Raw genomic sequence first — 22,598 nt, 5'->3', positions numbered from 1 at the left:
GCTTCGACGTTCGACGTGCGAAGTGAGGAGACCTGCGATGCCCGACGTCGTGGACCTGATCATGGCGGACCACCGCGAGGTGGAGCGGCTGTTCGACGAGCTGAAGAACCACCCGGAGAAGCGGCCCCTGCTGGTGCCCGTGCTGTCCGCGGTGCTCACCGCGCACAGCCGTGCCGAGGAGGACTCGGTCTACCCCGTGGCCCGCGACGAGGCGGACGAGAGCGACGAGATCGCGCACAGCCAGGAGGAGCACGTCGAGGCCGAGCAACTGCTGGCGAAGCTGGTCGGGACGGACCCGACGTCGCCGCGGTTCGACCAGGTGCTGGAGAAGCTGGTCGAAGGCGTCCTGCACCACGTGGAGGAAGAGGAGTCCAAGGTGCTGCCCGGCATGCGGTCGCGGCTCGACTCCACGCGCCGCGACGAGTTGGGCCGGGCGTTCGCCGAGAGCCGGGCGCGGCACATGGGCGAGTTGCCGGGGCAGGCGACGAAGGAAGAACTGCTGGCCCAGGCGCAGAACGCGGGCATCTCGGGCGCCTCCGGGATGAGCAAGGCGCAACTGGAGAAGCAGCTCCACTCATCCTGATGTGCACCGCCCCACGGCGAGGGCCTAGGCTGGGTGCCGGTTGAGCAGACAGCCGCACCTGTCGCCCGGTCCACGTGGGAGCGGCCATGGAAGACTTCGCCGACGCGGTCGAGCTGTCCGCGTTGGATCACATCGCGGACACCGTCGTCATCGAGGTGTCCGGTGAGATCGACATGGCCACCGCGCCGTGTGTGATCGACTTCTTGCGTGCCCACCTGCCCGCGGCAGGCCGGACGCTGGTGCTCGACCTCACCAAGGTGACGTTCTTCGGCTCCGCCGGGATCAACGTGCTGCTCACCCTGCACTCGGAGGTCGAACCCGCCGGCGTCCGGCTGCGCGTGGTGGCTTCCACGCCGGCCGTCCTGCGCCCGCTGGAAGTGACCGACCTGCTCCGGGTCTTCGCCGTGACGAGCAGCGTGACCGACGTCGGCTAGCCCCGCTCCGGTCGGCCCGACGCCTCGTGATCCGTCAGCTCTGCTCCATCACCAGGATCGCGCCGTTCGGCGTGCCCGAGTTGGACCGCAGCGAGCTGCACACCACCCGCACCACCACGCTCCGCCCCTTGCGGTTGACCGCGTCCAGCTTCAGCTCGGTCAGGAACGACGCGTCGGCCAGCGCCTGCCGCACCACCTGCCGCAGCTCGTCCACCGGCAGGCCGATGTCGAGGTTGAACAGGTGCGCGCCCTCGGCCTCGTCGCGCCGCACCCCCCACAGCTCCTCGGCGCCCCGGTTCCACGCGATCACGCACAGCCGGAGGTCGAGCACGATCACGCCGGCCCGCAGGGAGGTCAAGATCGACTCCAGGAACTCGTTGACCTGGTCGAGTTCGAGGGTGCGTTCCCGCAGGGTGTCGTTGATCGCCTGCAGTTCGTCGTTGGTCGACTGCAGCTCCTCGTTCATCGTCTCCAGTTCCTCGTTGGTCGACTGCAGTTCCTCGTTCGTGGTCTCCAGTTCCTCCACAGTGGACTGCAACTCCTCGTTGGTGGTCTCCAGCTCCTCGTTGGTGGACTGGAGTTCCTCGTACGCGGACTCCAACTGGCGGTTGGCGTGCTCCAGGTCGTCCAGCAGCCGCCGCGCCGCGGTGACGTCGTGGAAGACGATCGACACGCCCAGGACCAGGCCGTCCTTCCCGAGCAGCGGGTTCACGTGGACCTCGAACCACAGCGACTCGCCGAGCGAGCGGGTCCACTCCACTTCCTTGATGCGCAGGGCCCGCCGCTCCACCCGGGCCTGCTCCACGTACCCGCGCAGCTCCACCGGCCGGTAGGACAGGTCCAGGTCGCGCAACGGGCGTCCGACGTCCTTGGCGCCCAGCCCGAACAGCGTCTCGGCCTGCCGGTTGGTCAGCGCCAGCGCGTCGTCACCGGTCACCACGACCTGCGCGACCGGGCTCGCCGAGAACGCGTGCTCACGAAGCTGGTCCAGCCCGCCCACGTCGATCCGGCGGTCCTGCACGAACGCCTGCGTGACGAAGTGCGTGCCACCGCCGGCCCCCGTCACGGTCCGGCGGAAGAGCCGCCGCTTCAGGTCGATGGGGTCGAAGATCCGGCTGTGCGACAGCAGCATCTCGGCCTTGCCCAGGAACAGCACGCCGCGCGGCGCCAGCGCGAAGTGGAACCGGCCGAGGATCCGGGCCTGCGTCTCCTGGTTGAAGTACATCAGGGTGTTGCGGCAGACCAGGAGGTCGATGCGGGAGATCGGGGCGTCCTGCACCAGGTCGTTGCGGCCGAAGATGACCGAGCGCCGCAGGTCCTTGCGGAACGCGAAGCGGCCGTTCTGGGCCTCGAAGTACTTCGCCACCAGTTCCGGCGGCACGCCCTGGAGTTCCCGTTCGCCGTAGACGGCCTGCCGGGCGTGGGTCAGCGCCTCCTCGTCCACGTCCGTGGCGTAGATCTTGACCCGCTGCCGGAACCGGTCCACGCCCAGCGTCTCGGCGAGCGTCATGGCCAGGCTGTAGGCCTCCTCACCGGACGCGCACCCGGCGCTCCACACCCGGATCGGGTCGTCCGGCCCGCGTTCGGCGAGCATCGCGGACAGCACGTCCTCGCGCAGGTAGTCCCACGCCTCGACGTCCCGGAAGAAGCCGGTCACGTTGATCAGGATGGTGTTGAACAGGGCGTTGAACTCGTCGGCGTTGACCTGGAGGTGGTCGATGTAGTCGAGGTGGGTGTCGATGCCGACCTGGCTCATCCGGTGGCGGACGCGCCGCATGAGACTGGCCCGCTTGTAGCCGGTGAAGTCGAAACCCCGCGACTCCTTCAGGTAGCGCAGCACTTCCTCGAAGTCGTCGGACGTTTCGCCATCGCTCACGCTCCCAGACGCTACTCGGCCTAGCGCGCGCCACCCGATCAAGGCACGTCCGCCGGCCCGTCACCGGGCGTTCCGCCAGGATGGCGGGACCTCCGCTAGTCGCCGAGCACGGCCCAGACCACCTTGCCGCCGCCCGGCCACGGCGAGCTGCCCCACACCCGGCTGAACCTCTCGACCAGCGAGAGCCCATGCCCATCGGCCCACGGTGTGGCCGGCTTCTTCCGCATCGGTTCCGCGTCGTCCCGCACCGCGATGGTCAGTCGGTCGGCGCGCAGCTCCAGCCGCAGGTGGGGTGCGGAGCGCGCGTGGTGGACCGCGTTCTCCACCAGTTCGCTGGCCACCAGCAACGCGGCGTCGAGCAGGTGCGACAACTGCCAGCGCCGGCACGTCTCGCGCACGAACCGCCGGGCGAGCAGCGCGGCCACCGCCGAATCGGGCAGCCAGGTGTCGTCCCGCCGTCGGACCGGCCGCTCACCGGCCGCCGTGAGCGCGTCCGCCACGCTCCGGAAGTGCCGGACGTACCGGCCCGCGCCGCCCTCCTCCAACGTCGCGCGGTGTGGTTGCGACGCACCCACCAGCAGGACCGGCACGCCGGGCCACTCCGACACCCGCATCCACACGGTGGTGAACACGGACATCGCGGCCGGCGTGGCGAACGCGAAACCCTCGTCCAGCACCACCACCACGGCCAGCGGCTCGTCCAGCGCGCACTTGAGCAGCCCGTCCCGGAACTCGACGTAGGTGGTCAGGTCCAGCAGACCGGTCGGCCGCACCACGGCGGCGCCTGCTTCGAGGGCGACCTGGAAGTCGAGGCTCACGTGCTGTGCTCCGCGTGGTTGTGCCGGAGGAACGAACCGGACATCAGGTGGTTGCGCAGCACGTCGGCCGCCGCGGTCGACTCCTCCTCGGTCCGCTGGAAGCGCTGCACCAGGAGATCACTGCCCCGTGCCCGCGCGTCGGCGCACATCCGACGCGCCAGGTTCGCCTTCTCCTCCAACGTGCGCAGCGCCGTCCACAGGGCCTTCTCCAGGGTGACGCCCTGCGCGTCGAGCAGTGCTTCGGCGGTCCAGCCGTGCCCGACCTGACAGCGGAACCGGCTGCCGTCGACCTCCAGCTCGACCAGCGTGCCCTGGCAGTCCGGGCAGCTAAAGTCGGATGGTCTGCCCAATTCGTTCACCTCACGAGGGTCGGCTCCGCCGTCGTTCGCCGCGAACGCGGCTTCCAGGCGCAGCATCCGCGACGAGTCGTCGCCGTCCGGCACCTCGACGCCCACCGCGTCGCGCAGCACCGCCCCCATCTTGCCCGCCGGCAGCACGTGATCGACGCTCACGTGCCGGAGCGCCGCGCTCGGCATGCCCGCGTAAAGCGCTTCCTCGGGATCCTGCACGATCGTGAGGCCCCCTCGGTTCGCGATCGCGACCATGCCGGCCGCGCCGTCGTCCAGCGCGCCGGACAGCACGACACCGATCACGCCGGCACCGCGATCGGCGGCGGCCGACCGGAACAGCGCGTCCACCGCCGGGCGGTGGCCGTTCTCGGTGGGGCCGTGCGACAGGTGGACGGCGCCCTCCACGACCAGCAGGTGGTGGTCCGCCGGCGCGACGTGGATGCGGCCCGGCCGCAGCGGCATGCCGTGCTTCGCGCTGACCGCCGGCAGCCGCCCGCTCCGCTGGAGGATCGCGGGCAACGCGCTGGTGCCGCCCGCCGGCAGGTGCAGCACGACCGCCACCGCCGCCGCGAGGTCCTCGGGAAGGCCCGCCACGAACGCGCGCAGCGCTTCCACGCCTCCCGCGGAGGCTCCGACGACGATCAGGTCCCTGGTTGGCATCCGTCACCTCCGGCGGTGGATACCCGGCCTCACCTCACGCTACTCGCTACCATTCCGACCGGCGGACATGACGCGGATGGCGGTGTGCGGTGCGCTGGAGTGCCGGAGCGGTCGCGCGGATGCTCGGCGTCTCCCCCGTCACCCTGCGCACCTGGGACCGGCGGTACGGGCTCGGGCCGAGCACCCGCGAGCAGGGCAGGCACCGCCGCTACAGCGAGGACGACGTGCACCGGCTGCGGCGGATGCTGGAACTGACCGGTCAGGGCGTCGCCCCCGCGTCGGCCGCCGCAGTGGCCCTCGGCGACCCGCCGCCTTCGCGGGCGCGGTCGGGAGGCGGGCCGCACGCCTTGGCCGTGGAGTCGGAGGAGGCGCGCGGGTTCGCCCGCGCCGCCGCCCGGCTGGACCTGCCGTTGATGAGCACGCTCGCGGCGACGCTGATCGCGCGGGACGGTGTGGTGCGGGCGTGGCAGGACGTGCTGATGCCGTTCCTGATCGCGTTGGGCGAGCGGGTGTCCGCGCAGGGGAACGGGGTGGAGGTCGAGCACCTGGCCACGGCGGCGATCTCGGGGGCGTTGCGTTCGGAGGCGGCGCGGTTCCCGGTGCCGGTGGCGGGGCGGTTGCCCGTGTTGTCGGCGTGCGCGCCGGAGGAGCAGCACAGCCTGCCGTTGGACGTGTTGGGCGCGGCGCTCGCCGAACGGGAGTGCGCCTCGCGGAACCTGGGCGCGCGGGTGCCGGCTGCCGCGTTGCTCGACGCGGTCAGCCTGCTCTCGCCCGGGGTGGTCGTGCTGTGGGCGCACGTGGCGGACTACGCGCTGTCGGCCCCGGTCGCTTCGCTGCTGGAACGTGGCCAGGTCGTGTTGCTCGGCGGTCCCGGGTGGGAGCCCGTGCCGGCCGGTGCGCGGTGGGTGGCGTCGCTGCCCGAAGCCGTCGACACCTGCTTGAGTTGAACCGATTTTGAATCGAATTTAGGCTGTGCGGGAGCCGAGCACAGGACGTGATCCCATGCCTGAGTTGTCCCGTCTGCCCCAGCCGGTCACCGCGTCGTGGGACTGGCAGCTAAGAGGTCTGTGCCGTGGCCTGGACAGCGCCTTGTTCTTCCACACCCCGAACGAGCGCGGGGCCGCTCGCGAACTCCGGGAGGCTCGCGCCAAGGCGGTGTGCGCCCGCTGTCCGGTGTTGAGCGAGTGCCGCACGCACGCGTTGACCGTGGAGGAGACCTATGGCGTTTGGGGCGGGCTCGGCGAGAGTGAGCTGCGCAGGTTGATCTCCGCGAACCACAAGCGCGACTGAGCCGCCGCGGCCGGGTCGGGTGGCGCGACCGGGACGGCGCGCGGGGTGGCTGGCGGTCAACGTGCTGCCGCTGCCGCGCTCTTGGGCCGCCACTGGGTGTAGCCCGCGCGCTCCGCTTCGGCGACGGAGCGGAAGGTGACGTCGCCCTTCATGCGCTTGAAGTAGGGCGAGTCCGGGGTGTGGAAGATCATCGACTTCGAACTGCCCTTGACCTCGACGGCCGACTGCGCCGCCGCTGACAGGTCGGGCCGCCGATGTTCGTAAGTGCGCCGCAACTCGGCATCCTGCACATCGGCGGGCCGCACATCGGCGGGCTGCAACTCGGCGGGCTGGACATCGGCGGGCTGGACATCGGCGGGCTGGACATCGGCGGGCTGCTGATTTCCGAGGGCCTGGTCTTCGGGTTGCGCCGGGATGATCACGGCGGTCGCGGGGAGGGCCGGGCGCAGGATCGGGCGGGTGAGGTCGGTGCGCAGGTCGCGGATGGTGGCGCGCAGCGGCAGCCACGTCAGCACCGCCCCCGCGAGGAACGCGAGTGTGCACAGGACGAACATCTGGGCGAACAACCAGAACACTGCCACTCCTAGCTCATCAGGACGTGCTGATCAGAGCGGTGCTGATCAGCACGTCTACCTCGCGCTGATCAGGACGTCCACCTGGCGGGCGGACGGGTTCGAACTCTCCGGGCCGGCGTCGACGGTGACCGCCGTCCGGAGCCGGTCGGGCCGCACGCCCTCGGCCGCGAGGAGGTCGCGCACCAGGTCGGCCCGCTGCTGCGCCAGGCCGCGCGGGTCGGGGTGTTCGGTGGAGGCGTGGCCGTTGAGGGTGATCGTCGCCATCGGCGCGACCCGCAGCAGGCGGCCCACCCGGTCGGCCGGCCCGGGGCCGTGGCCTTGCCGGGACGCCGTGCCCGGTTCGAAGCCGAAGCCGCCGTCGTCCCGCACCAGCGCCGTGACGGAGTGCTGCAACGCACCCAAGTCCAACTCCGGGACGCCCACCTCGACCTCGTGGTCGGTCACGCCCGCCTGGTAGAGGGCTTGGCGCAGGGCGGCGGCGCGGGTCTCGTCGGGGACGGTCGCCCGCACGGTCCGCGTGCTCTCGGCGAGCACGGCGGTGAAGTCGGCGGCACGCGCGTCGACCGCCGCCGCGACCAGGTCGGCCGCGGTGTGCGCCGGGACGGGCAGCCGGTGGCCGTTCGCGGTGACCAGGTCCGTCACCCGGCGGGCGGCGGTCGCGGCCCGGACGGCGTCGGCGAGGGCGCCGCGCTCGACCTCGTCCGCGACGTCGCCCGCCAGCACGACCTCGCCGGCGTGGACCGCGAGGGTGAGTCGGCCCGGCGGGACGTCGGACACCTGCCCGGCCGTCCGCGCGCGGGCGAAAACCCCTGACCCCGCAAGGAGAGCGGGCAGGAGGATGGCGCCGACGAGCCACACTCGCCACGCTCGGGATGTCAGCACCGGGCGTTAGTACCGGAAGTGCCGGGCCCGATGCCACCAGTGCTCGCCGTACACGCAGGACGACCCCCGGCATTTCACCTGACCAGGTGACATGTGCCCGCTGTCCTCGACGCGGACGGCCTGCGGCGACACGGCTGCCCCGCGCGAGTGCCCCGGTCGAACGCGGCCGGACTCGGCGAGGTAGGGTGTGATCTCCACGCCACGGCACGCGGAATCCGAACCGTTTCAGGGCACGGCGAAGCCACGGACCGATTCGAGTGGATCAGGCCTCCGCTCTCCAGGCCTCCGCTCTCCAGGCCTCCGCTCTCCAGGCCTCCGCTCTCCAGGCCTCCGCTTTCAAGCCCGCGCTTCTCAAGCCCCCGCTCTTCAAGCCGCCTGTGACATCACCCCCGTCCGACAGCCGCAGCGGCTGCACACCGGGTGCGACGGCACCTGGACGATGTCCGCGAGCAGCTTCCGCGAGTCATCGAACGTCGGCGCCCGCTGACCGGGAACCAGCAGGCTGTCCAACACCTCCTGCCACCGGCGGGCGCGGGCGCGGGACCGTTCGACCGGATCTCGCAGCCTCGCCCGCACCCGCTCGCGGGACTGCTCCTGGGCCAGCCGACCGGCCTCGCCCAGCGGCCTGCGCGGCTGGGGGCTGGTGAGCCGGGCGTTGCGGCGGTTGACCCGCCACCACTGACCCAGGGTCATGCCGGCGACTGGGGGGCGCGCCCGCCGCGCGCCCCCCTGCCACCACGACCGGAGCCGCGCGCGGAGGAAGTCGTGCGCAACCTGGTCGCGGTTCCTGGGGGCGCCCTGCCTGCTCCCGTCCGGCTTTCGGTCGACGGCCGCGAGCAGGGCGTCGACGCTCCAGCCCTCGGCGAACCAGGGGCCCACGACCGCCCGCACTCCCGCGCGGTCGGCGTCGGACCAGTTCGCCCGCAGGCAGAGCGCCTCCACGGCCGTGTCGATTTCGAGGTCGGTCTCGGGGATGACACGGCCGGGCCACTGCCGGGGATCTAGCTGTACGCGCATCCCAAGCTCCCTTCCGAACGCGTACCGAACACCTGTTCGACATGATGCCAGGGAGGTACGACAATTCCCGAGCAACAAGGCTTGACTTATATAAGTCGAGCCTTAAAACTACTGGTCGTGCACGCGTTCGACGTACTCGGCGACCCGGTGCGCCGCCGCATCCTGGAGCTGCTGGCCGACGGCGAGCAGACCTCCGGCGACCTCACGGCGGTGGTCCGGCGCGAGTTCGGGATCTCCCAGCCCGCCGTGTCCCAGCACCTGCGGGTGCTCCGGGAGAACGGCTTCGCCCGCGTCCGCCCGGAAGGCGCCCGGCGGCTGTACGCGGTAGACGAGAGGGGGCTGCGCGAGGTGGACGAGTGGCTGGAGCGGTTCCGGCGGTTCTGGAGCGGTCACCTCGACGCGCTGGCCACCGAACTCGCCCGCGGCAAGCGGGAGCGACGACTCAAGGAGGAACCACAGTGATGGACATCGCCGGCCAGCTCAAGGCCGTCCACCGCGCCGTGCGGCGCGGTGAGACCGTGGGTGTGCTGCTGCGCCGCACGTACGACGCGCACGCCGACGACGTGTGGGAAGCGGTGACCGACCCGGACCGGCTCAAGCGCTGGTTCCTCCCGATCAGCGGCGAGCTGCGGGAAGGCGGGTCGTTCGCGCTGGAGGGCAACGCGGGCGGCGACATCCTGGTCTGCGACCCGCCGAAGCTGCTGCGCGTCACGTTCGGCAGCGCGGACAGCATCGTGGAGCTGCGGCTGACCGCGCGGGACGACCAGACGGTCGTGGAGCTGGAGCACACCGTGCCGCTGGAGCTGGCGCAGAACGGCAGCGGCGCGCTGTACGTGGGTCCGGGCTGGGACGGCGGGTTCCTCGGGCTCGCGCTGTACCTGGCGGGCGAGGCCACGGGCGACCCGGTGGAAGCAGCCAACTCACCCGCGGTCCAGGAGTTCAACCTGGGTTCGATCGACATCTGGGAGGCCGTGGTGCGGGACTCCGGGACGGCGACGGAGGAGGAGTTGGCCGCGTCGGTCGCGGTGTCCAGGGCGCAGTTCGCGCCGGACCTGGGTTAGGGCTCGTGGGCCTCGGCTTCGACGCTGGTCGGCGGTGACTCGACGTCGTCGAAGCCGGGGTCGGTTGTGTCGGCGCCGCACGACGTGGCGGACGACCGCGGGCGGCGTTCCGGTTCCGCGAAAGAGGGGTTTCGACGGCGGCGAAACCGGCAACCCTCCGCCCCATGACCGACACCCTGTGGGACGAGTTCCACCGCGTAGTGAACATGACCTCGCACGAGTTGGAGGATTGGCTGCGCACCCGCTCGGCGGACGAGGACACGGAGTCGCTGCCCGACCAGGCCGGCACCCCGACCGGGCAGGACGTGCTGCGTGTGCTCCGCAAACGACGGACCGACCTGACCACCGAGGACGTGCGGGTGATGCGGAAGGTGGTGGACCGGGTCCACGCGCAGCGCCGCGACGACCTGGAGCCGACCGCCGGCGAGGCGCACTGGCGCCACCGCCTGATGTCCATCGGCCACGACCCGCTGAAGCCCGCCTGACCTCATCCCGCCTGACCTCATACCGCTCCGCGCTCATCCGCCGGCACGCCCCTCCGACACGCCACCGGGCCGCACCACGGCCTACCGCCGGACCACCGGCCCGGCGTCCACCCGGTCCGCGTCGGCCAGTCGCACGCCGGCCGCCGGCACCAAGCCGAACTGCACGACCTGGCGGCGGGCCAGCAGCTCGGTCAGCCAGTCGGCCGCCACGCGCACCCGGTTGCCCGGCATCGCCAGCAGGTGGTAGCCCCGCGCGACGATCTTCGCGGGCCACCCGGTCAGCGGCACGTGCAGCGGGTTGGCCACCGCCTGGCCGTTGCCGAGGTCCACCACGAAACCGAGGTCGCGGTGCCGGTACGGCTGGGGCCTGCCGTGGCCGAGCGACGCCGCGACGTTGCGCGCGGCGAGCCTGCCCTGCCGTTCCGCGTGCTGCGCGGTCATCGGGGTGGGCTTGCCGCCGTTGTAGACGTCCGGCACGGCGGCCACGTCGCCCGCCGCGAACACGTGCGGGTGACCGGGCACGGTCAGGTCCTCCCCCACCACCAGGCGGCCCTTCTCCGTGGGCAGGTCCACCGACTCGACCAGCGGGTCCGGCCGCACGCCGACGCACCACACCACGGTCCGGGTCTGGATCTCGGTGCCGTCGGTCAGCTTCGCGCAGGTCGCGGTGACCTCGGACACACTGGTCTCCAGCCGCACGTCCACCCCGCGCGCCCGGAGCACCTTCTCCGCGGGCCCGGACAGCCGTTCGTCCAGCCCCGGCAGCACCCGCGGGGCCAGGTCGACCAGCACCCACCGGATCGGCGGGAGACCGGACCGACCGCGCCGGGCCTCCTGGGCCAGCAACTGGCCCTGGGCGACCAGCTCGGTGCCGGTGTAGCCCGCGCCGACCACGACGAACGTGGTGCGCGCGGCCTTCTCCGCCGGGTCGTCGGTCTGCTCGGCGAGTTCCACCTGGCGCAGCACGTGGTCGCGCAGGAACACCGCCTCGGCCACCGACTTGAAGCCGAACGCGTGCTCCGCCACGCCCGGCACGGACATCAGCCTGGTCACGCTGCCGGAGGTGAGCACGACCCGGTCCCACTCGACCACCTGGGAGCGGCCTTCCACGTCGATTGCCGTGCATGTGCGCGCGGCGAGGTCCACGCTGGTGGCATGTGCCTGCACGAGCCGGGTCCGGGGCAGCTTGGGCCGCAGCGGTACCGCGACCCGGCGCGGGTCCAGCGTCCCGCCCGCCACCTCCGGCAGCAACGGCACGTACAGCATGAAGTCGGTGGGATTGACCGCGACCAGGTCAGCCGCGTCCGGCGGGAGCGCGCGCTCCAGCCCGCGCAGGCAGTGGTAGCCCGCGAATCCCGTGCCGACGACCAGCACACGTGGCTTGCCCATGGTGCGATCACCTCCCGGACCTCCGGGTACCCCACGACGCGAACGGGTAGACACCGACCATGAAACTCGGGTTGCCGGACGGCATCACCGCCTGCCTCTTCGACCTCGACGGGGTGCTGACCAGCACCGCCGTCCTGCACCGCCGTGCCTGGCGGCGCACGTTCGACGACTTCCTGCGGCCACGCGGCGAGCCGCCGTTCGCGGAGTCCGACTACATCCAGTACGTGGACGGCCGGCCGCGGTACGACGGCGTGCGCACGTTCCTGGCGTCGCGCGGCATCACCCTGCCCGAGGGCCGGCCGGACGACCCGCCGGACCGCGACACCGTGCACGGCATCGGCAACCGCAAGAACGAGCTGATCGACGCGATCATCCGACAGGAGGGCGTCACGCCCTACGCCGGCACGGTGCGTTACCTGGAGGCGGCGCAGGGGCTGTTCAAGATCGGCGTGGTCACGTCGTCGGCCAACGCCGACCGGGTGCTGGACGCGGCGGGCCTGTCGAAGTACATGCAGGCGCGAGTGGACGGTGTGGTGATCAGCCGGGACCACCTGCTGGGCAAGCCGGCGCCGGACTCGTTCCTGGCCGGCGCGCGGCTGCTGGGCGTGGAGCCCGCGCGGGCGGCCGTGTTCGAGGACGCGTTGGCGGGTGTGCAGGCGGGCCGCGCGGGCGGTTTCGGCTACGTGGTGGGTGTGGACCGGGCGGGACAGCGGGACGCGTTGCGGGAGAACGGGGCGGACGTGGTGGTCGAGGATCTGGCGGAGCTGCTGTGACGGGGTACGACATCGAGCCGTGGTCGCTGCGGTGGCGGGGGCTGTCGGTGCCGGAGCTGCGCCGCACCGAGTCGACGTTCGCGCTGTCCAACGGGCACATCGGGATGCGCGGCACGTTGGACGAGGGCGAGCCGCGCGGCCTGCCCGGCACGTACCTCAACGGCTTCTACGAGGAGCACGCGCTGCCCTACGGCGAAGGCGGCTACGGCTATCCCGAGGCCGGGCAGACGGTGGTGAACGTGACCGACGGCAAGGTGATCCGACTGCTGGTGGAGGACGAGCCGCTGGACATGCGCTACGGCTGGGCGCACGTGCACGAGCGGGAGCTGGACTTCCGGACCGGCACGCTGCGCCGGTGCACGGAGTGGGAATCCCCCACCGGCAGGCGGATCACGGTCCGCAGCGAGCGGCTGGTGTCGTTCACGCAGCGCGCGGTCGCCGCGATCCACTACGTCGTGGAGCCGGAGGACGACCTGCAACTGGTCGTGCAGTCCGACCTGCTGGCCAACGAGCCGATCGAGCACCGGGGCGGCGACCCGCGCGTGGCGGCGGCGCTGGACGCGCCGCTGGTGGCCGATTTCGCCTGGGCGGAGGGGACGCGGGCGGTGCTCGCGCACCACACCCGGCACTCCGGGCTGCGGATGGCCGCCGCGATGGACCACGAGCTGGAGGCCGGCGACGGCGTGCGGACCGGCATCCACGCCGAGGGCGACCTGGCCCGGTTCACCGCCGCCGTGGACGTGCCGGCCGGCGGATCGCTGCGGCTGACCAAGTACCTGGGCTACGGGTGGTCGGCGCAGCGGTCGGTGCCGGCGTTGCGCGCGCAGGTCGACGCGGCGCTGGCGGGCGCGCGGCAGACCGGGTGGCAGGGACTGCTGGCCGAGCAGAAGGCGTTCCTGGACGACTTCTGGGAGGTCGCGGACATCGAGGTGGTCGGCGACGACGAGTTGCAGCAGGCGTTGCGGTTCGCGCTGTTCCACATCCTCCAGGCCGGGGCGCGCGGTGAGACCCGGGCCGTTCCGGGCAAGGGCCTCACCGGGCCGGGCTACGACGGGCACGCGTTCTGGGACAGCGAGATGTTCGTGCTGCCGGTGCTCACCTACACCGTGCCGGACGCGGCGCGGGACGCCCTCCGCTGGCGTCACTCCACTTTGGACAAAGCCCGCGAGCGCGCGCAGGTGCTGGGGCAGCACGGGGCCGCGTTCCCGTGGCGTTCCATCAACGGCGCGGAGTGCTCGGCGTACTGGCCGGCCGGCACGGCGGCGTTCCACGTGTCCGGCGATGTCGCGCACGCCGTCGCGCAGTACACGGCGGCGACCGGCGACGCCGAGTTCGACCGGGAGTGCGGCACGGAGCTGCTGGTGGAGACCGCGCGGCTGTGGATGTCGTTGGGCCACAACGATCCGCACGACGGCTTCCGGATCGACGGCGTGACCGGGCCCGACGAGTACTCGGCGATCGTCGACAACAACGTCTACACCAACCTGATCGCGCAGAAGAACCTGCGGTCGGCGGCCGAGGCGTGCGAGCGGAACCCGGACCGGGCGGCGGGCCTGGCGGTCACCGCGGACGAGATCGCCGAGTGGCAGAAGGCCGCGAAGCGGATGCGGATTCCGTACGACACCATGCTCGGCGTGCACCAGCAGGCCGAGGGATTCACCTCGCACGCCGAGTGGGACTTCGCCGGCACCGATCCGGACGCCTACCCGCTGCTGCTCAGCAAGCCGTACTTCGACCTGTACCGCAAGCAGGTCATCAAGCAGGCCGACCTGGTGCTGGCCATGCACGTCCGGGGCGACGCGTTCAGCCCGGAGGAGAAGGCCGCGAACTTCGCCTACTACGAGGAACGGACGGTGCGCGACTCGTCACTGTCCGCCGGCACGCAATCCGTGCTGGCGGCCGAGGTCGGGCAGCTCCAGTTGGCGTACGACTACCTGGCCGAGGCGGCTTTCACCGACCTGCACGACCTGCACCACAACGTCCACAACGGACTGCACATGGCGTCCCTGGCGGGCGCGTGGATCGGCCTGGTCGCCGGGTTCGGCGGGATGCGGGACCACAGCGGCCTCACCTTCGCGCCCCGTCTCGCGCCGGGCCTGGAGCAACTGGAGTTCCGGATGTCCTATCGGGGCACGAGGCTCTGCGTGAACGTCGGCCGGACCGAAGCCACGTACCGGATCGTGTCCGGCGACGCGTTGCGCACCGCACACCACGGTGAACCCGTTGTGCTCGAACCGGGACAGCCGGTGACAATGCCCATTCCGGACCCGCCTACGCCGCCGGACGTGCGCCAGCCCGCCGGTCGGGCGCCGGTCCGGCGGGTGCCGTCCGGAGCCGAAGGGTAAGCGCCCGGCCGGGGTTCCTGGGGGGAGTGGAGCCCCGGCCGGGTCTTTGCAGACGGCCTGGGGGATGGCCGCCTACGCGCTCATCGTGCGAGCGGCTACCCCCGTTACCGGCGCTCAGCCTCCGACGTGGATCCCGGGGCGGCGATCGGGGTTCCGCTCGGCCTTGCGCAGGATCTCCCGCACCACCGGCGCGGTGTCGCCCTGCCCCAGGATCAGGTAGCGGAACAGGTGGGCCAGCGGGTTGCCCTCCGACCACTCGAAGTAGCAATGAGGACGGACGTCGGTCGTGTCGCGCAACGCGAGCAGCACGGCGGCGATCGCGTTGGGCGCGGCCGGACTCTCCACCCGCAGGACGCGGTAGCCGGCCACTTCCACGCCGCGCACATGGAGCACGTCGCTGAACTCCGACGGGTCGATCACGTCGATCTCCAGGAACAGCACGTCGGCCGGGTCCGGCACCGGGTTCATGCCGCGCTGCGCGGACTCCTTCGCGGCGTACTCGGCCCGGTCGCCCGCCTGCCGCTTGTTCGCGATGACGTTCAGCGCGCCGTCGTGGGCGAGCGAGTCGGTCACGAACTTCCGGGCCGGCTCGTCGAACTCGATGCGGTCCGCGCGCAGCTCCGTCGTCCGGGACACCCGGGACACCAGCGAGATCGCGATGATGCCGAGGATGAACGCGGCGGAGATGGCGATGCCGTCCGGCTTCTCGTGCACGTTCTCCGCCAGCGCGTACAGCAGCACGAGCGTCAGCACGGTGAAGCCGACGCCCGCGCCGCGCTGCCGGCGCCGCCACGCCGAGATGGTCACGGCGACCGCGCCGGACACCATCATGGCCAGGATGCCGGTCGCGTATGCGCCCGCCTGGGCGTTCACGTCGGCCTTGAACGCGATGGTGATGCCGATGCTGATGACCGTGTAGACGAGCACCACCGGCCGCACCGCGCGGCCCCACTCGGGCGCCATGCCGTACCCGGGCAGGTACCGGGGCACGATGTTGATCAGGCCTGCCATGGCGGACGCGCCCGCGAACCACAGGATCAGCACGCTGCTGAGGTCGTACGCGGTCCCGAACACCCCGCCGAGGTGTTCGTGCGCCAGGTAGGCCAACGCGCGCCCGTTGGCTTCGCCGCCGGGCCGGAACGCCTCCTCGGGGATCAGCACGGTGGTGATGAAGCTGGTCGCCACCAGGTAGACCGACATGATCAGAGCCGCGGCGGTGAGCAGCTTGCGGGTGTTGCGGATCCGCGACTCCAGGCCGTCCGCGGCCACCAGCGGCATCATGCTGACGCCCGTCTCGAAGCCGGACAGGCCCAGCACGAGCAGCGGGAAGGCCAGCACGGCGGGCCCGAGCACGCCGAAGAACCCGCCGTGGCCCTCGGTCAGCGCGTCGGTCCAGCGGGACAGCGCGACCGGCTCGGCGATCAGCTCCGCCACGCCCGCGCCCACCACGATCGCGTTGAGCAGCAGGAACACCGCCACCAGCGGGATCGCCACGCCGACCGCCTCGCTGAACCCGAGCAGGAACACCCCGCCGAGCACCAGCAGCAGCACGACGGTGATGGCGACCTGGTAGCCGTGCAGGAAGTCCGGCGCGAGCGGGTTCTCCAGCAGGTGGACGGTCGCGTCGGCGGAGGACAGCGTGATGGTGACGATCCACGACGTGGCCACGAAGCCGAGCAGGACGAGGACGAAGATCTTCCCGCGCCAGAACGGCAGCAGGTTCTCCAGCATCGCCACCGAGCCCTGCCCGTGCGGGCTCTCCCCCGCCACCCGTCGGTACATCGGCAGCATCCCGAGCAGGGTCAGCGCCACGATCAGCAGGGTGGCCAGTGGCGACAGCGCGCCGGCCGCGAGCGCCGCGATGCCGGGCAGGTAGGACAGCGTGGAGAAGTAGTCGACGCCGGTCAGGCACATGACCTTCCACCAGGCCTGGGGCTTGGCGTGCGCCTCGTCGCTCTCCGGTCCGACCGGCGCGACGCGGTGGCGCAACAGCCACCGGCCGAGCGCGGAACGGGGCGTCACGGGACGAACCGGACTATCCACCGTGGCCGGGACCGCGTACTCAGGCGCAGTGCTCATGCGACGAACCCCCGTGCGTCCGTGCCCGGCGACCACCGGGTCTTCCTCGCCACGTCCGAAAGCCGGCGGCGACAGGATGCATCACCGGGTCGGCGTACCGCACAGCGGGGATCGTCTCCGCATCAATGCGGTTTTCACCTGGTTATGGGTAACCCACACAGGTGAGATGGGCAGCGCCGGGACGTTCCGCCGGACAGTATCCCGAAATGTGAGTTCAACACCGATCTACGACGAGTTGGCGGCCACCTACCTCGCCGACGTCGACCTCGGCGGCCCGGCTCCGGAGGCCGCCTCGCAGGCCCTCGGGCCCGGCGGCCAGACCACGCCGGCCGAGCCGCAGCCGCACGAACACACGCAAGCCTGATCTTGACACCCCCTCCCGCGCCGGGGTAGGACGACTTGACCGTCCGATTGACGAAGGCCGCCGCCTGGGTCGAAAGGTGCGAGCGGCATGAGTGTGCGGGCACTGCTCACGGCGGCCCTCCTGTGCGCCGTCGCGGCGTGCGGCGGCGCCGCCCCCGAACCGGTCGGCAAGGTCACGCTGACCTGGTGGGACTACCTGGACCACTCCCCCATGGCCGACGAGGCGGTCGACTCGCTGGTCGAGCGCTACCGGGAAGCGCACCCCGAGGTGGAGATCGAGCGGACGGCCGTCCCCCGGGCCGAGTTCGACGCCCGGCTCGCCGAGGCGGCCGGCGCCGGCACGTTCCCGGACATCGCGGCGGTCGACGTGGCGACGCTGCCGGGACTGGCCGCGCGGGACGCGATCCTGGACCTGACACCCCGGTTCTCGTCGTGGGGCGTGAAGGACCAGTTCCTCGGACCGGTGCGGGACAGCGTGCAGCACGACGGGAAGTTCTACGGCGTCCCGCTGCGCACCAGCACGACCGCCCTGCTCTACAACCGGGAGCTGCTCAAGGCCGCCGGCATCGACTCGCCTCCCCGGACGTGGGACGAACTGCGCGCCACCGCCAAGGCCCTGACCGCGGAGGGGCGCTGGGGCCTGTGCTTCGCCGCGACGGGCAACGACCTCACGGCGAACTTCCTGCCGTTCCTGTGGCAGGCGGGCGGCGAGGTGAAGGACATCGGCGGGGCCGCGTCGGTGCAGGCCCTGTCCTTTGTGGACGGTGTGGTGAACGCGGACCGCAGCACGCCGACGGACGCGTTGCGGTGGACCAACTCCGACGCCGAGCGCGAGTTCGTCGCCGGCCGGTGCGCGATGATGATCAACGGACCGTGGTCGATCCCGGCGATGAACCAGGCGGGCCTGGACTGGGTCTCCGCGCCGCTGCCCGCCGGGGTGGCGGGCAGCGTGGCCCCGCTGGGCGGGGAGGCGTGGGTGCTCGGACGCGGCGGGCAGCACGCCGACCGGGCCTGGGACGTGCTGACGTGGCTGGCCGAGAACCGGGACAACGCGACCGAGTTCGGGGCGGCGCTGAACGCCCTGCCCAACCGGGCGGACACGATCGACGACCCGGGCTGGCAGTGGGATCCGAACGTGCCCGCGTTCGCCGCCCAACTCCCCGGCGCACGGCCCGCCTACGGCCCGAAGTACCCGCAGGTCTCCGAGGCGATCTGGACCATGGCGCACCAGGTGCTGGGCGGCGAACGCTCTCCGACGGACGCGGCGGGCGACGCACGGGCGAAACTCGAACCCCTGCTGCGCTGACCCGGGGCGCACACCGCCCCAACCGCAAGCCACCCACCGCAGCGCCGCACCATACCCACCGCACCACCGGCCCGCGCTGGACTGGACCGATCGGTCTACGACACCGCCACACCGCCACACCCACACCCACCACACCACCAACCCGCGCCGGACTAGACCGAACGGTCCACCGAACCCTGGACCGAAGAGCCCGCCCACCGCTCGCACCCGCCTCCATGCCGCTCGCCGAAAACACCACCCGAAAGTGCGGACAAGCGGGCTTCAGAAGAGGAAAGTATCCAGGTCCGGGCATCGCGCCGGAGCGTCCGGGTAACCCGAGCCCATGCGGAAAGAGGCGCCGGTGAAGGACAACACCGGGAAAGGCGACCCCGAGACCAGGCCGCGGCTGAGCCGGGCACAACTGCTCGCGCTCATCGTCGGCGCGTTGCAGGTCGTGGTCGCGCTGGTGCCCGTGCTCCCGCTCAGCCCCGGCAACCAGACCCTGCACGTGTGCACGGGTCTGGTGGGCCTCGTGCTCGCGTGGAAGCACGAGTACGCGCGTCTCTACGGGATCGCGCTGCTGCTGGTCTACGGCAAGCTCCTCATCACCGATGTGGACAGCTCCACCGGGTGGCTTCAGCTACCCACGCTGGAGACCGTCGCGTACGGCCGCACCGCGCTGGCAGGTCTGGTCATCGCGCTGGTGCCCGCGTTCGGCCGGCGGTAGTCCCCGGCGCTCATCGTGCCGTCCGGGTGGAAGCGCAGTTTCGGACTGGCGCTGCGGGCGATCGACTCGAACATGACCCGGTCGGCGGGTGTGGTCGGGCGCCAGTACATGTGGGCGCCGTGGGTGACGCCCATCTCCAGGTCCATCATGGTCGTCACGGCCCGGTGGTAGCGCCGCGTGGTGAGCGCCCGGCCGCCGGAAGCGTGGATGTCGAACACGTCGTGGTCTCCGGTCAGCGGGCGCAGCTTGCCACGCCGGTCGAAGCCGTGCACCACGCCGTCCCGCACGAGGTATTCACCGCGACGTTCGAGCTGGGCCATCTTGGCTCCCAGCGCGTCGAACTCGTCGCGTCGTTGGGCGAACCGGCTCCACAGCCGCTCGGTGACGCCGTGCCGGGGTAACAGGGGCCGGAAGAACCCGACCAGTCCCCGGTGCCGCGCCCGCGCGCCCAGCCGGACGTCCAGGTCGTCGATGGTCTTGGCCTTCACCGGCTCCGGCTTGGGCAACGCGCCGTCGCGCAGCCACGCCACCGCGTGCGGGTTCGTGGCCCGCACGTCGATGACGAGGTCCTGCTCCGCGGCCACCTGCTGGAATTTTCGGGCGTGTTCGGTGGGCATCCCGAAGACGGGCTCCACCGACGCCAGGGGGAAGAGGTGATCAGTGCGCACGGGTATTAAGGTCCGCCCCTAATGCGCGTGCACCAGACAGCCGGCTTCGGTTAGCTCTACCCGTGACTCCTGATGCGCTGATCGGACTGCTCGCCGACCCCATTCGACTGCGGGTGGTCGCCGCACTGGTCCTGGGAGCCCGCAACCCGGCGGAGATCGTCGAAAAGGCCGGTGTGGACGCCCGCCGGGTGGACGCCGCGCTGCGCAAGCTGCGCACCGCCGGGCTGGTCGCGGGGCAGCCAAACGAGATGCTGGTGCGTCAGGACCTGTTCGAACAGGCCAGTCGGGTCGAGCGGGTTCCGGAGGATCCGTTCCTGAGGGACGGTCGGCTGGTCCGGCTGCCCGCGCAGCGCGGGCGGCGGCGGGCTGTGCTGGAGCAGGTGTGCACGGCGTTCGAGCCGGGACGGCGGTACCCCGAGCGGGAGGTGGTCGAGGTGCTGCGCGCCTGGTGCGACGGCGGCGAGGTCGACCACGTGACGGTGCGCCGGTACCTCGTGGACGAAGGGCTGCTGGACCGGGCGGACGGGTTCTACTGGCGTTCCGGCGGCCCAGCCGAGAGCTGACCGCTCATCGAGGCGGCCCCGGTCGAGTCTTGACCGCCAATCGAAGCGGCCCGGTCGAGAGCTGACCGCTAGGCGAACTCGTCCGGGTGCGGCCCGACGCGCTCGCCGGTCTCCAGGGTGGCGATCCGGTCCAGGTCGTCCTGGTCCAGCGCGAAGTCGAAGACGGCGAAGTTCTCGGCGATCCGGCTGGGCGTGACCGACTTGGGGATCACCACGTTGCCCAACTGGAGGTGCCAGCGCAGCACCACCTGCGCCGGCGTGCGGCCGTGCTTGTCGGCGACCGCGGTCAGCACCTGGTCGCGCAACAGGTCGCCGCCCTGCGCGAGCGGGCTCCACGCCTCGGTCGCGATGCCGTGCTCGGAGTGGAAGCGGCGCAGCTCCTCCTGCTGGAGCCGGGGGTGCAGCTCGATCTGGTTGACGGCGGGCACCGTGTCGGTCGCCTCGATCACGCGTTCGAGATGCGGGATCTGGAAGTTGGACACGCCGATCGCGCGCACCCGGCCGTCGGCGAGCACCTTGCCGAGTGCGCGCCAGCTATCGACGTACCGGTCGCGGGCGGCGGCGGGCCAGTGGATCAGGTACAGGTCGAGCCGGTCCAGGCCGAGCTTGCCGAGGCTGGTGTCGAACGCGCGCAGCGCCTCGTCGTAGCCCTGGTCGGTGTTCCACAGCTTGGTGGTGACGAACAGCTCGTCGCGCGCGATGCCGGACGCCGCGAGGGCGCGGCCGACCGGTTCCTCGTTGCCGTAGGCCGCGGCGGTGTCGATGCTGCGGTAGCCGACGCGCAACGCCTCGGCGACCGCGTCCTCGGTGTCCTGTGTGGACACCTGGAACACGCCGAAGCCGAGCTGCGGCATGCTGACGCCGTTGTTGAGGGTCGTGGTCATCATGAGGCCATCATGCCCGTTGTCAACGACTCCCACTTCCTGGACGGCGTTGACGCCCTTGCCTGGTGGCTGATCCGATCTGCGGGTGGCTGTCGTGAAGGCACTCCCCGATGTGACGACCGTCGACGATCTGACAACCGTCGACGTGACGGTCGTCATCCGTCTCAGCGCGACGACGGCACAGGTCGTGGACACCGCCGCACAGCTCGCCGAGGCGCTGCGCGCCGCACTGGACCTGCCCCAGGCGGACGTGGTGGTGGACCTGCCGGTCCCGCGCGCCGAACCCGAGCTGCGCATCCTGGCGGACTCCCGCCGGGTGCTGCACCGGGGGGTGGACGTGGAGCTGACTCGGCTGGAATTCGACCTGCTGCACCACCTCTGCACACACCCGCGCCAAGTGCACCGCCGCACGTCGCTGATGAACAACGTGTGGGGAACGACCACCTTCGTGGACACCCGGACAGTGGACGTGCACGTGCGCCGTATCCGCCGGAAGCTGGGCGACGCGGCCTCCCTCATCACCACCGTGCGTGGCGTCGGCTACCGCATGGACAACCCGTTCGCGGTCTCCGTGGAGCACGACGCCTTGGCCGGGTGACGCTCCGACGCGGTCGGCGCGCTAATTCACCAGCGCGATCTGACGTTCCACCTCCCGTGGCAACCGATGCCGGTGCCACGCCACAGCCGGTAGCCGACACACCGCCGCGGCCAACGCCGCACGGCAGTCACCATCGGCCAACGCCCGCCGAGCCAACGCGAACCCATCCCCCACCGCCACCGGCAACGGACGACGCAACCACGTCGTGAGCAGGTCGTTGCGCAACGCGGTGCGCCTGCCCGCCGAACTGGTCGGCCTCGACCGGGACGGCTGGTGGTAGGCCACCACGTCGTCCACGTAGGCGCACGCCCACCCCTCCGCGGCGAGGTCCCACGAGAACAGCCGCTCCTCGCCCCGGAAGAACAGCACCGGGTGGAACCCGCCGACCTTCAGGAACGCCGCCCGCCGCACGATCGCCGCGCAGCACAGGAACCCGAGCACGGCGGGTCCGGGCAGGTCGGGCGGTGTGCCGAGGGCGGATTCCGCCATCTCGACGCAGATCGGATCGGTCCGGCCTTCCGGCTCCACCACGGTCCGCCCGGCGAGCAGGCCCAGCCGCGGATAGCGCGCGAACAGCTCCGCGGCCCGGTCGAACGCGTCCGGCGCCCACCACGAGTCGTCGTCGCAGAACGCCACGTACGGCGTCCGGGCACGTCGGACGCCCATGTTGCGGGCGGTAGCGCCCGCGTTGCGGGTCAGCGCCAGCACTTCTACCTGCGGGAAGTCGCGGCGGAGCCGGCCGACCGTGTCATCGGACGACCCGTTGTCCACCACCACGATCGGCACGTCGAGCGCGGCGAGCCGGCTCAGCGTGTGCACCAGTTCGGCCACGCGGTTCCGCGTGGCGATCACCACCGTCGTCTCGGCCACCGCCGGGTACTACCCGCCATCGA

At 71.6% G+C, this 22,598-nt stretch carries 25 protein-coding genes; 14 read left to right on the top strand and 11 right to left on the bottom strand.

Annotation, left to right across the window (positions count from 1 at the left end):
- The first annotated feature begins 37 nt into the window (after positions 1–37).
- Together ACQPZF_RS14690 and ACQPZF_RS14685 are read left to right on the top strand one after the other, a co-directional pair.
- Positions 38–583, top strand: coding sequence for a hemerythrin domain-containing protein (locus tag ACQPZF_RS14690; protein WP_433271964.1), 546 nt, complete (start codon positions 38–40; stop codon positions 581–583).
- Positions 584–669: 86 nt separating this feature from the next.
- Positions 670–1,017, top strand: coding sequence for an STAS domain-containing protein (locus ACQPZF_RS14685; protein WP_433271963.1), 348 nt, complete (start codon positions 670–672; stop codon positions 1,015–1,017).
- A 34-nt stretch (positions 1,018–1,051) separates the two neighbouring features.
- On the opposite strand, the gene ACQPZF_RS14680 is transcribed toward ACQPZF_RS14685, so the two are convergent.
- The 3 genes from ACQPZF_RS14680 to ACQPZF_RS14670 all read right to left on the bottom strand — a co-directional run bounded on the left by ACQPZF_RS14680 (position 1,052) and on the right by ACQPZF_RS14670 (position 4,721).
- Positions 1,052–2,893 carry a CheR family methyltransferase gene (locus tag ACQPZF_RS14680; protein ID WP_433271962.1) on the bottom strand — a complete coding sequence of 614 codons (1,842 nt, stop codon included), beginning with the start codon at positions 2,891–2,893 and terminating at the stop codon, positions 1,052–1,054.
- A 95-nt stretch (positions 2,894–2,988) separates the two neighbouring features.
- The gene (locus ACQPZF_RS14675) at positions 2,989–3,711 is read right to left on the bottom strand and encodes an ATP-binding protein (protein WP_433271961.1); all 723 of its coding nucleotides are present in this window, start codon (positions 3,709–3,711) and stop codon (positions 2,989–2,991) included.
- Entirely contained in the window at positions 3,708–4,721 is a 1,014-nt protein-coding gene (locus ACQPZF_RS14670) for a chemotaxis protein CheB (protein WP_433271960.1), read from the bottom strand. The genes ACQPZF_RS14675 and ACQPZF_RS14670 overlap by 4 nt, the downstream gene beginning before the upstream one ends.
- A gap of 89 nt (positions 4,722–4,810) precedes the next feature.
- Between ACQPZF_RS14670 and ACQPZF_RS14665 the strand changes: the two genes are divergently transcribed.
- Positions 4,811–5,668 carry a MerR family transcriptional regulator gene (locus ACQPZF_RS14665; protein ID WP_433271959.1) on the top strand — a complete coding sequence of 286 codons (858 nt, stop codon included), beginning with the start codon at positions 4,811–4,813 and terminating at the stop codon, positions 5,666–5,668.
- A 55-nt stretch (positions 5,669–5,723) separates the two neighbouring features.
- Positions 5,724–6,011 (top strand): WhiB family transcriptional regulator, encoded by a 288-nt coding sequence (locus tag ACQPZF_RS14660; protein ID WP_433271958.1) that lies wholly within the window; start codon positions 5,724–5,726, stop codon positions 6,009–6,011.
- Between the two features lie 56 nt (positions 6,012–6,067).
- Here ACQPZF_RS14660 and ACQPZF_RS14655 read toward each other — a convergent pair whose 3' ends face one another.
- The 3 genes from ACQPZF_RS14655 to ACQPZF_RS14645 all read right to left on the bottom strand — a co-directional run bounded on the left by ACQPZF_RS14655 (position 6,068) and on the right by ACQPZF_RS14645 (position 8,485).
- On the bottom strand, positions 6,068–6,586 hold the full coding sequence (locus tag ACQPZF_RS14655) for a sunset domain-containing protein (protein ID WP_433271957.1): 519 nt from the start codon (positions 6,584–6,586) through the stop codon (positions 6,068–6,070).
- Positions 6,587–6,640: 54 nt separating this feature from the next.
- Positions 6,641–7,468 (bottom strand): hypothetical protein, encoded by an 828-nt coding sequence (locus ACQPZF_RS14650; RefSeq protein WP_433271956.1) that lies wholly within the window; start codon positions 7,466–7,468, stop codon positions 6,641–6,643.
- A 366-nt stretch (positions 7,469–7,834) separates the two neighbouring features.
- A complete protein-coding gene (locus ACQPZF_RS14645) occupies positions 7,835–8,485 on the bottom strand; it encodes a hypothetical protein (protein WP_433271955.1) in 651 nt (216 codons plus the stop codon).
- Positions 8,486–8,602: 117 nt separating this feature from the next.
- Here ACQPZF_RS14645 and ACQPZF_RS14640 point away from each other — a divergent pair, with 117 nt between their 5' ends.
- The 3 genes from ACQPZF_RS14640 (at position 8,603) to ACQPZF_RS14630 (ending at position 10,031) form a co-directional block, all read left to right on the top strand.
- Positions 8,603–8,947: an ArsR/SmtB family transcription factor gene (locus ACQPZF_RS14640; protein ID WP_433271954.1), complete on the top strand. Its 345-nt coding sequence runs from the start codon at positions 8,603–8,605 to the stop codon at positions 8,945–8,947.
- Entirely contained in the window at positions 8,947–9,546 is a 600-nt protein-coding gene (locus ACQPZF_RS14635; protein ID WP_433271953.1) for an SRPBCC family protein, read from the top strand. The genes ACQPZF_RS14640 and ACQPZF_RS14635 overlap by 1 nt, the downstream gene beginning before the upstream one ends.
- A gap of 164 nt (positions 9,547–9,710) precedes the next feature.
- Positions 9,711–10,031 carry a DUF3140 domain-containing protein gene (locus tag ACQPZF_RS14630; protein WP_433271952.1) on the top strand — a complete coding sequence of 107 codons (321 nt, stop codon included), beginning with the start codon at positions 9,711–9,713 and terminating at the stop codon, positions 10,029–10,031.
- An 81-nt stretch (positions 10,032–10,112) separates the two neighbouring features.
- Here the strand turns inward: ACQPZF_RS14630 and ACQPZF_RS14625 are convergent, their stop codons facing one another.
- Positions 10,113–11,420, bottom strand: coding sequence for an NAD(P)/FAD-dependent oxidoreductase (locus tag ACQPZF_RS14625; RefSeq protein ID WP_433271951.1), 1,308 nt, complete (start codon positions 11,418–11,420; stop codon positions 10,113–10,115).
- 59 nt (positions 11,421–11,479) lie between these two features.
- On the opposite strand from ACQPZF_RS14625, the gene ACQPZF_RS14620 reads away from it, so the two are divergent.
- Positions 11,480–12,193 carry an HAD family hydrolase gene (locus ACQPZF_RS14620; RefSeq protein WP_433271950.1) on the top strand — a complete coding sequence of 238 codons (714 nt, stop codon included), beginning with the start codon at positions 11,480–11,482 and terminating at the stop codon, positions 12,191–12,193.
- Entirely contained in the window at positions 12,190–14,538 is a 2,349-nt protein-coding gene (locus ACQPZF_RS14615) for a glycoside hydrolase family 65 protein (protein WP_433271949.1), read from the top strand. The genes ACQPZF_RS14620 and ACQPZF_RS14615 overlap by 4 nt, the downstream gene beginning before the upstream one ends.
- A gap of 114 nt (positions 14,539–14,652) precedes the next feature.
- Here the strand turns inward: ACQPZF_RS14615 and ACQPZF_RS14610 are convergent, their stop codons facing one another.
- A complete protein-coding gene (locus ACQPZF_RS14610) occupies positions 14,653–16,617 on the bottom strand; it encodes an amino acid transporter (RefSeq protein WP_433271948.1) in 1,965 nt (654 codons plus the stop codon).
- A gap of 208 nt (positions 16,618–16,825) precedes the next feature.
- Between ACQPZF_RS14610 and ACQPZF_RS14605 the strand changes: the two genes are divergently transcribed.
- The 3 genes from ACQPZF_RS14605 to ACQPZF_RS14595 all read left to right on the top strand — a co-directional run bounded on the left by ACQPZF_RS14605 (position 16,826) and on the right by ACQPZF_RS14595 (position 18,992).
- On the top strand, positions 16,826–16,981 hold the full coding sequence (locus ACQPZF_RS14605) for a hypothetical protein (protein WP_433271947.1): 156 nt from the start codon (positions 16,826–16,828) through the stop codon (positions 16,979–16,981).
- A gap of 87 nt (positions 16,982–17,068) precedes the next feature.
- Entirely contained in the window at positions 17,069–18,286 is a 1,218-nt protein-coding gene (locus ACQPZF_RS14600) for an ABC transporter substrate-binding protein (protein ID WP_433271946.1), read from the top strand.
- A 322-nt stretch (positions 18,287–18,608) separates the two neighbouring features.
- Positions 18,609–18,992, top strand: a complete 384-nt coding sequence (locus ACQPZF_RS14595; RefSeq protein ID WP_433271945.1) for a hypothetical protein — start codon at positions 18,609–18,611, stop codon at positions 18,990–18,992.
- On the opposite strand, the gene ACQPZF_RS14590 is transcribed toward ACQPZF_RS14595, so the two are convergent.
- Entirely contained in the window at positions 18,902–19,660 is a 759-nt protein-coding gene (locus tag ACQPZF_RS14590) for a hypothetical protein (protein WP_433271944.1), read from the bottom strand. The two genes, ACQPZF_RS14595 and ACQPZF_RS14590, sit on opposite strands and share 91 nt — an antisense overlap.
- 62 nt (positions 19,661–19,722) lie before the next feature.
- Here ACQPZF_RS14590 and ACQPZF_RS14585 point away from each other — a divergent pair, with 62 nt between their 5' ends.
- Positions 19,723–20,223, top strand: a complete 501-nt coding sequence (locus ACQPZF_RS14585) for a DUF2087 domain-containing protein (protein ID WP_433271943.1) — start codon at positions 19,723–19,725, stop codon at positions 20,221–20,223.
- A 68-nt stretch (positions 20,224–20,291) separates the two neighbouring features.
- Here ACQPZF_RS14585 and ACQPZF_RS14580 read toward each other — a convergent pair whose 3' ends face one another.
- On the bottom strand, positions 20,292–21,110 hold the full coding sequence (locus ACQPZF_RS14580) for an aldo/keto reductase (RefSeq protein ID WP_433271942.1): 819 nt from the start codon (positions 21,108–21,110) through the stop codon (positions 20,292–20,294).
- A gap of 82 nt (positions 21,111–21,192) precedes the next feature.
- Here ACQPZF_RS14580 and ACQPZF_RS14575 point away from each other — a divergent pair, with 82 nt between their 5' ends.
- The gene (locus tag ACQPZF_RS14575) at positions 21,193–21,705 is read left to right on the top strand and encodes a winged helix-turn-helix domain-containing protein (RefSeq protein ID WP_433271941.1); all 513 of its coding nucleotides are present in this window, start codon (positions 21,193–21,195) and stop codon (positions 21,703–21,705) included.
- 21 nt (positions 21,706–21,726) lie between these two features.
- Here ACQPZF_RS14575 and ACQPZF_RS14570 read toward each other — a convergent pair whose 3' ends face one another.
- On the bottom strand, positions 21,727–22,575 hold the full coding sequence (locus ACQPZF_RS14570; RefSeq protein ID WP_433271940.1) for a glycosyltransferase family 2 protein: 849 nt from the start codon (positions 22,573–22,575) through the stop codon (positions 21,727–21,729).
- Positions 22,576–22,598: the final 23 nt, after the last annotated feature.

It is taken from the genome of Actinosynnema sp. CS-041913 (assembly GCF_050942485.1).
Lineage (GTDB): Bacteria > Actinomycetota > Actinomycetes > Mycobacteriales > Pseudonocardiaceae > Actinosynnema.
The sequence above is the reverse complement of the archived record's forward strand: the minus strand, read 5'-3'. Positions and strand labels throughout refer to the sequence as shown.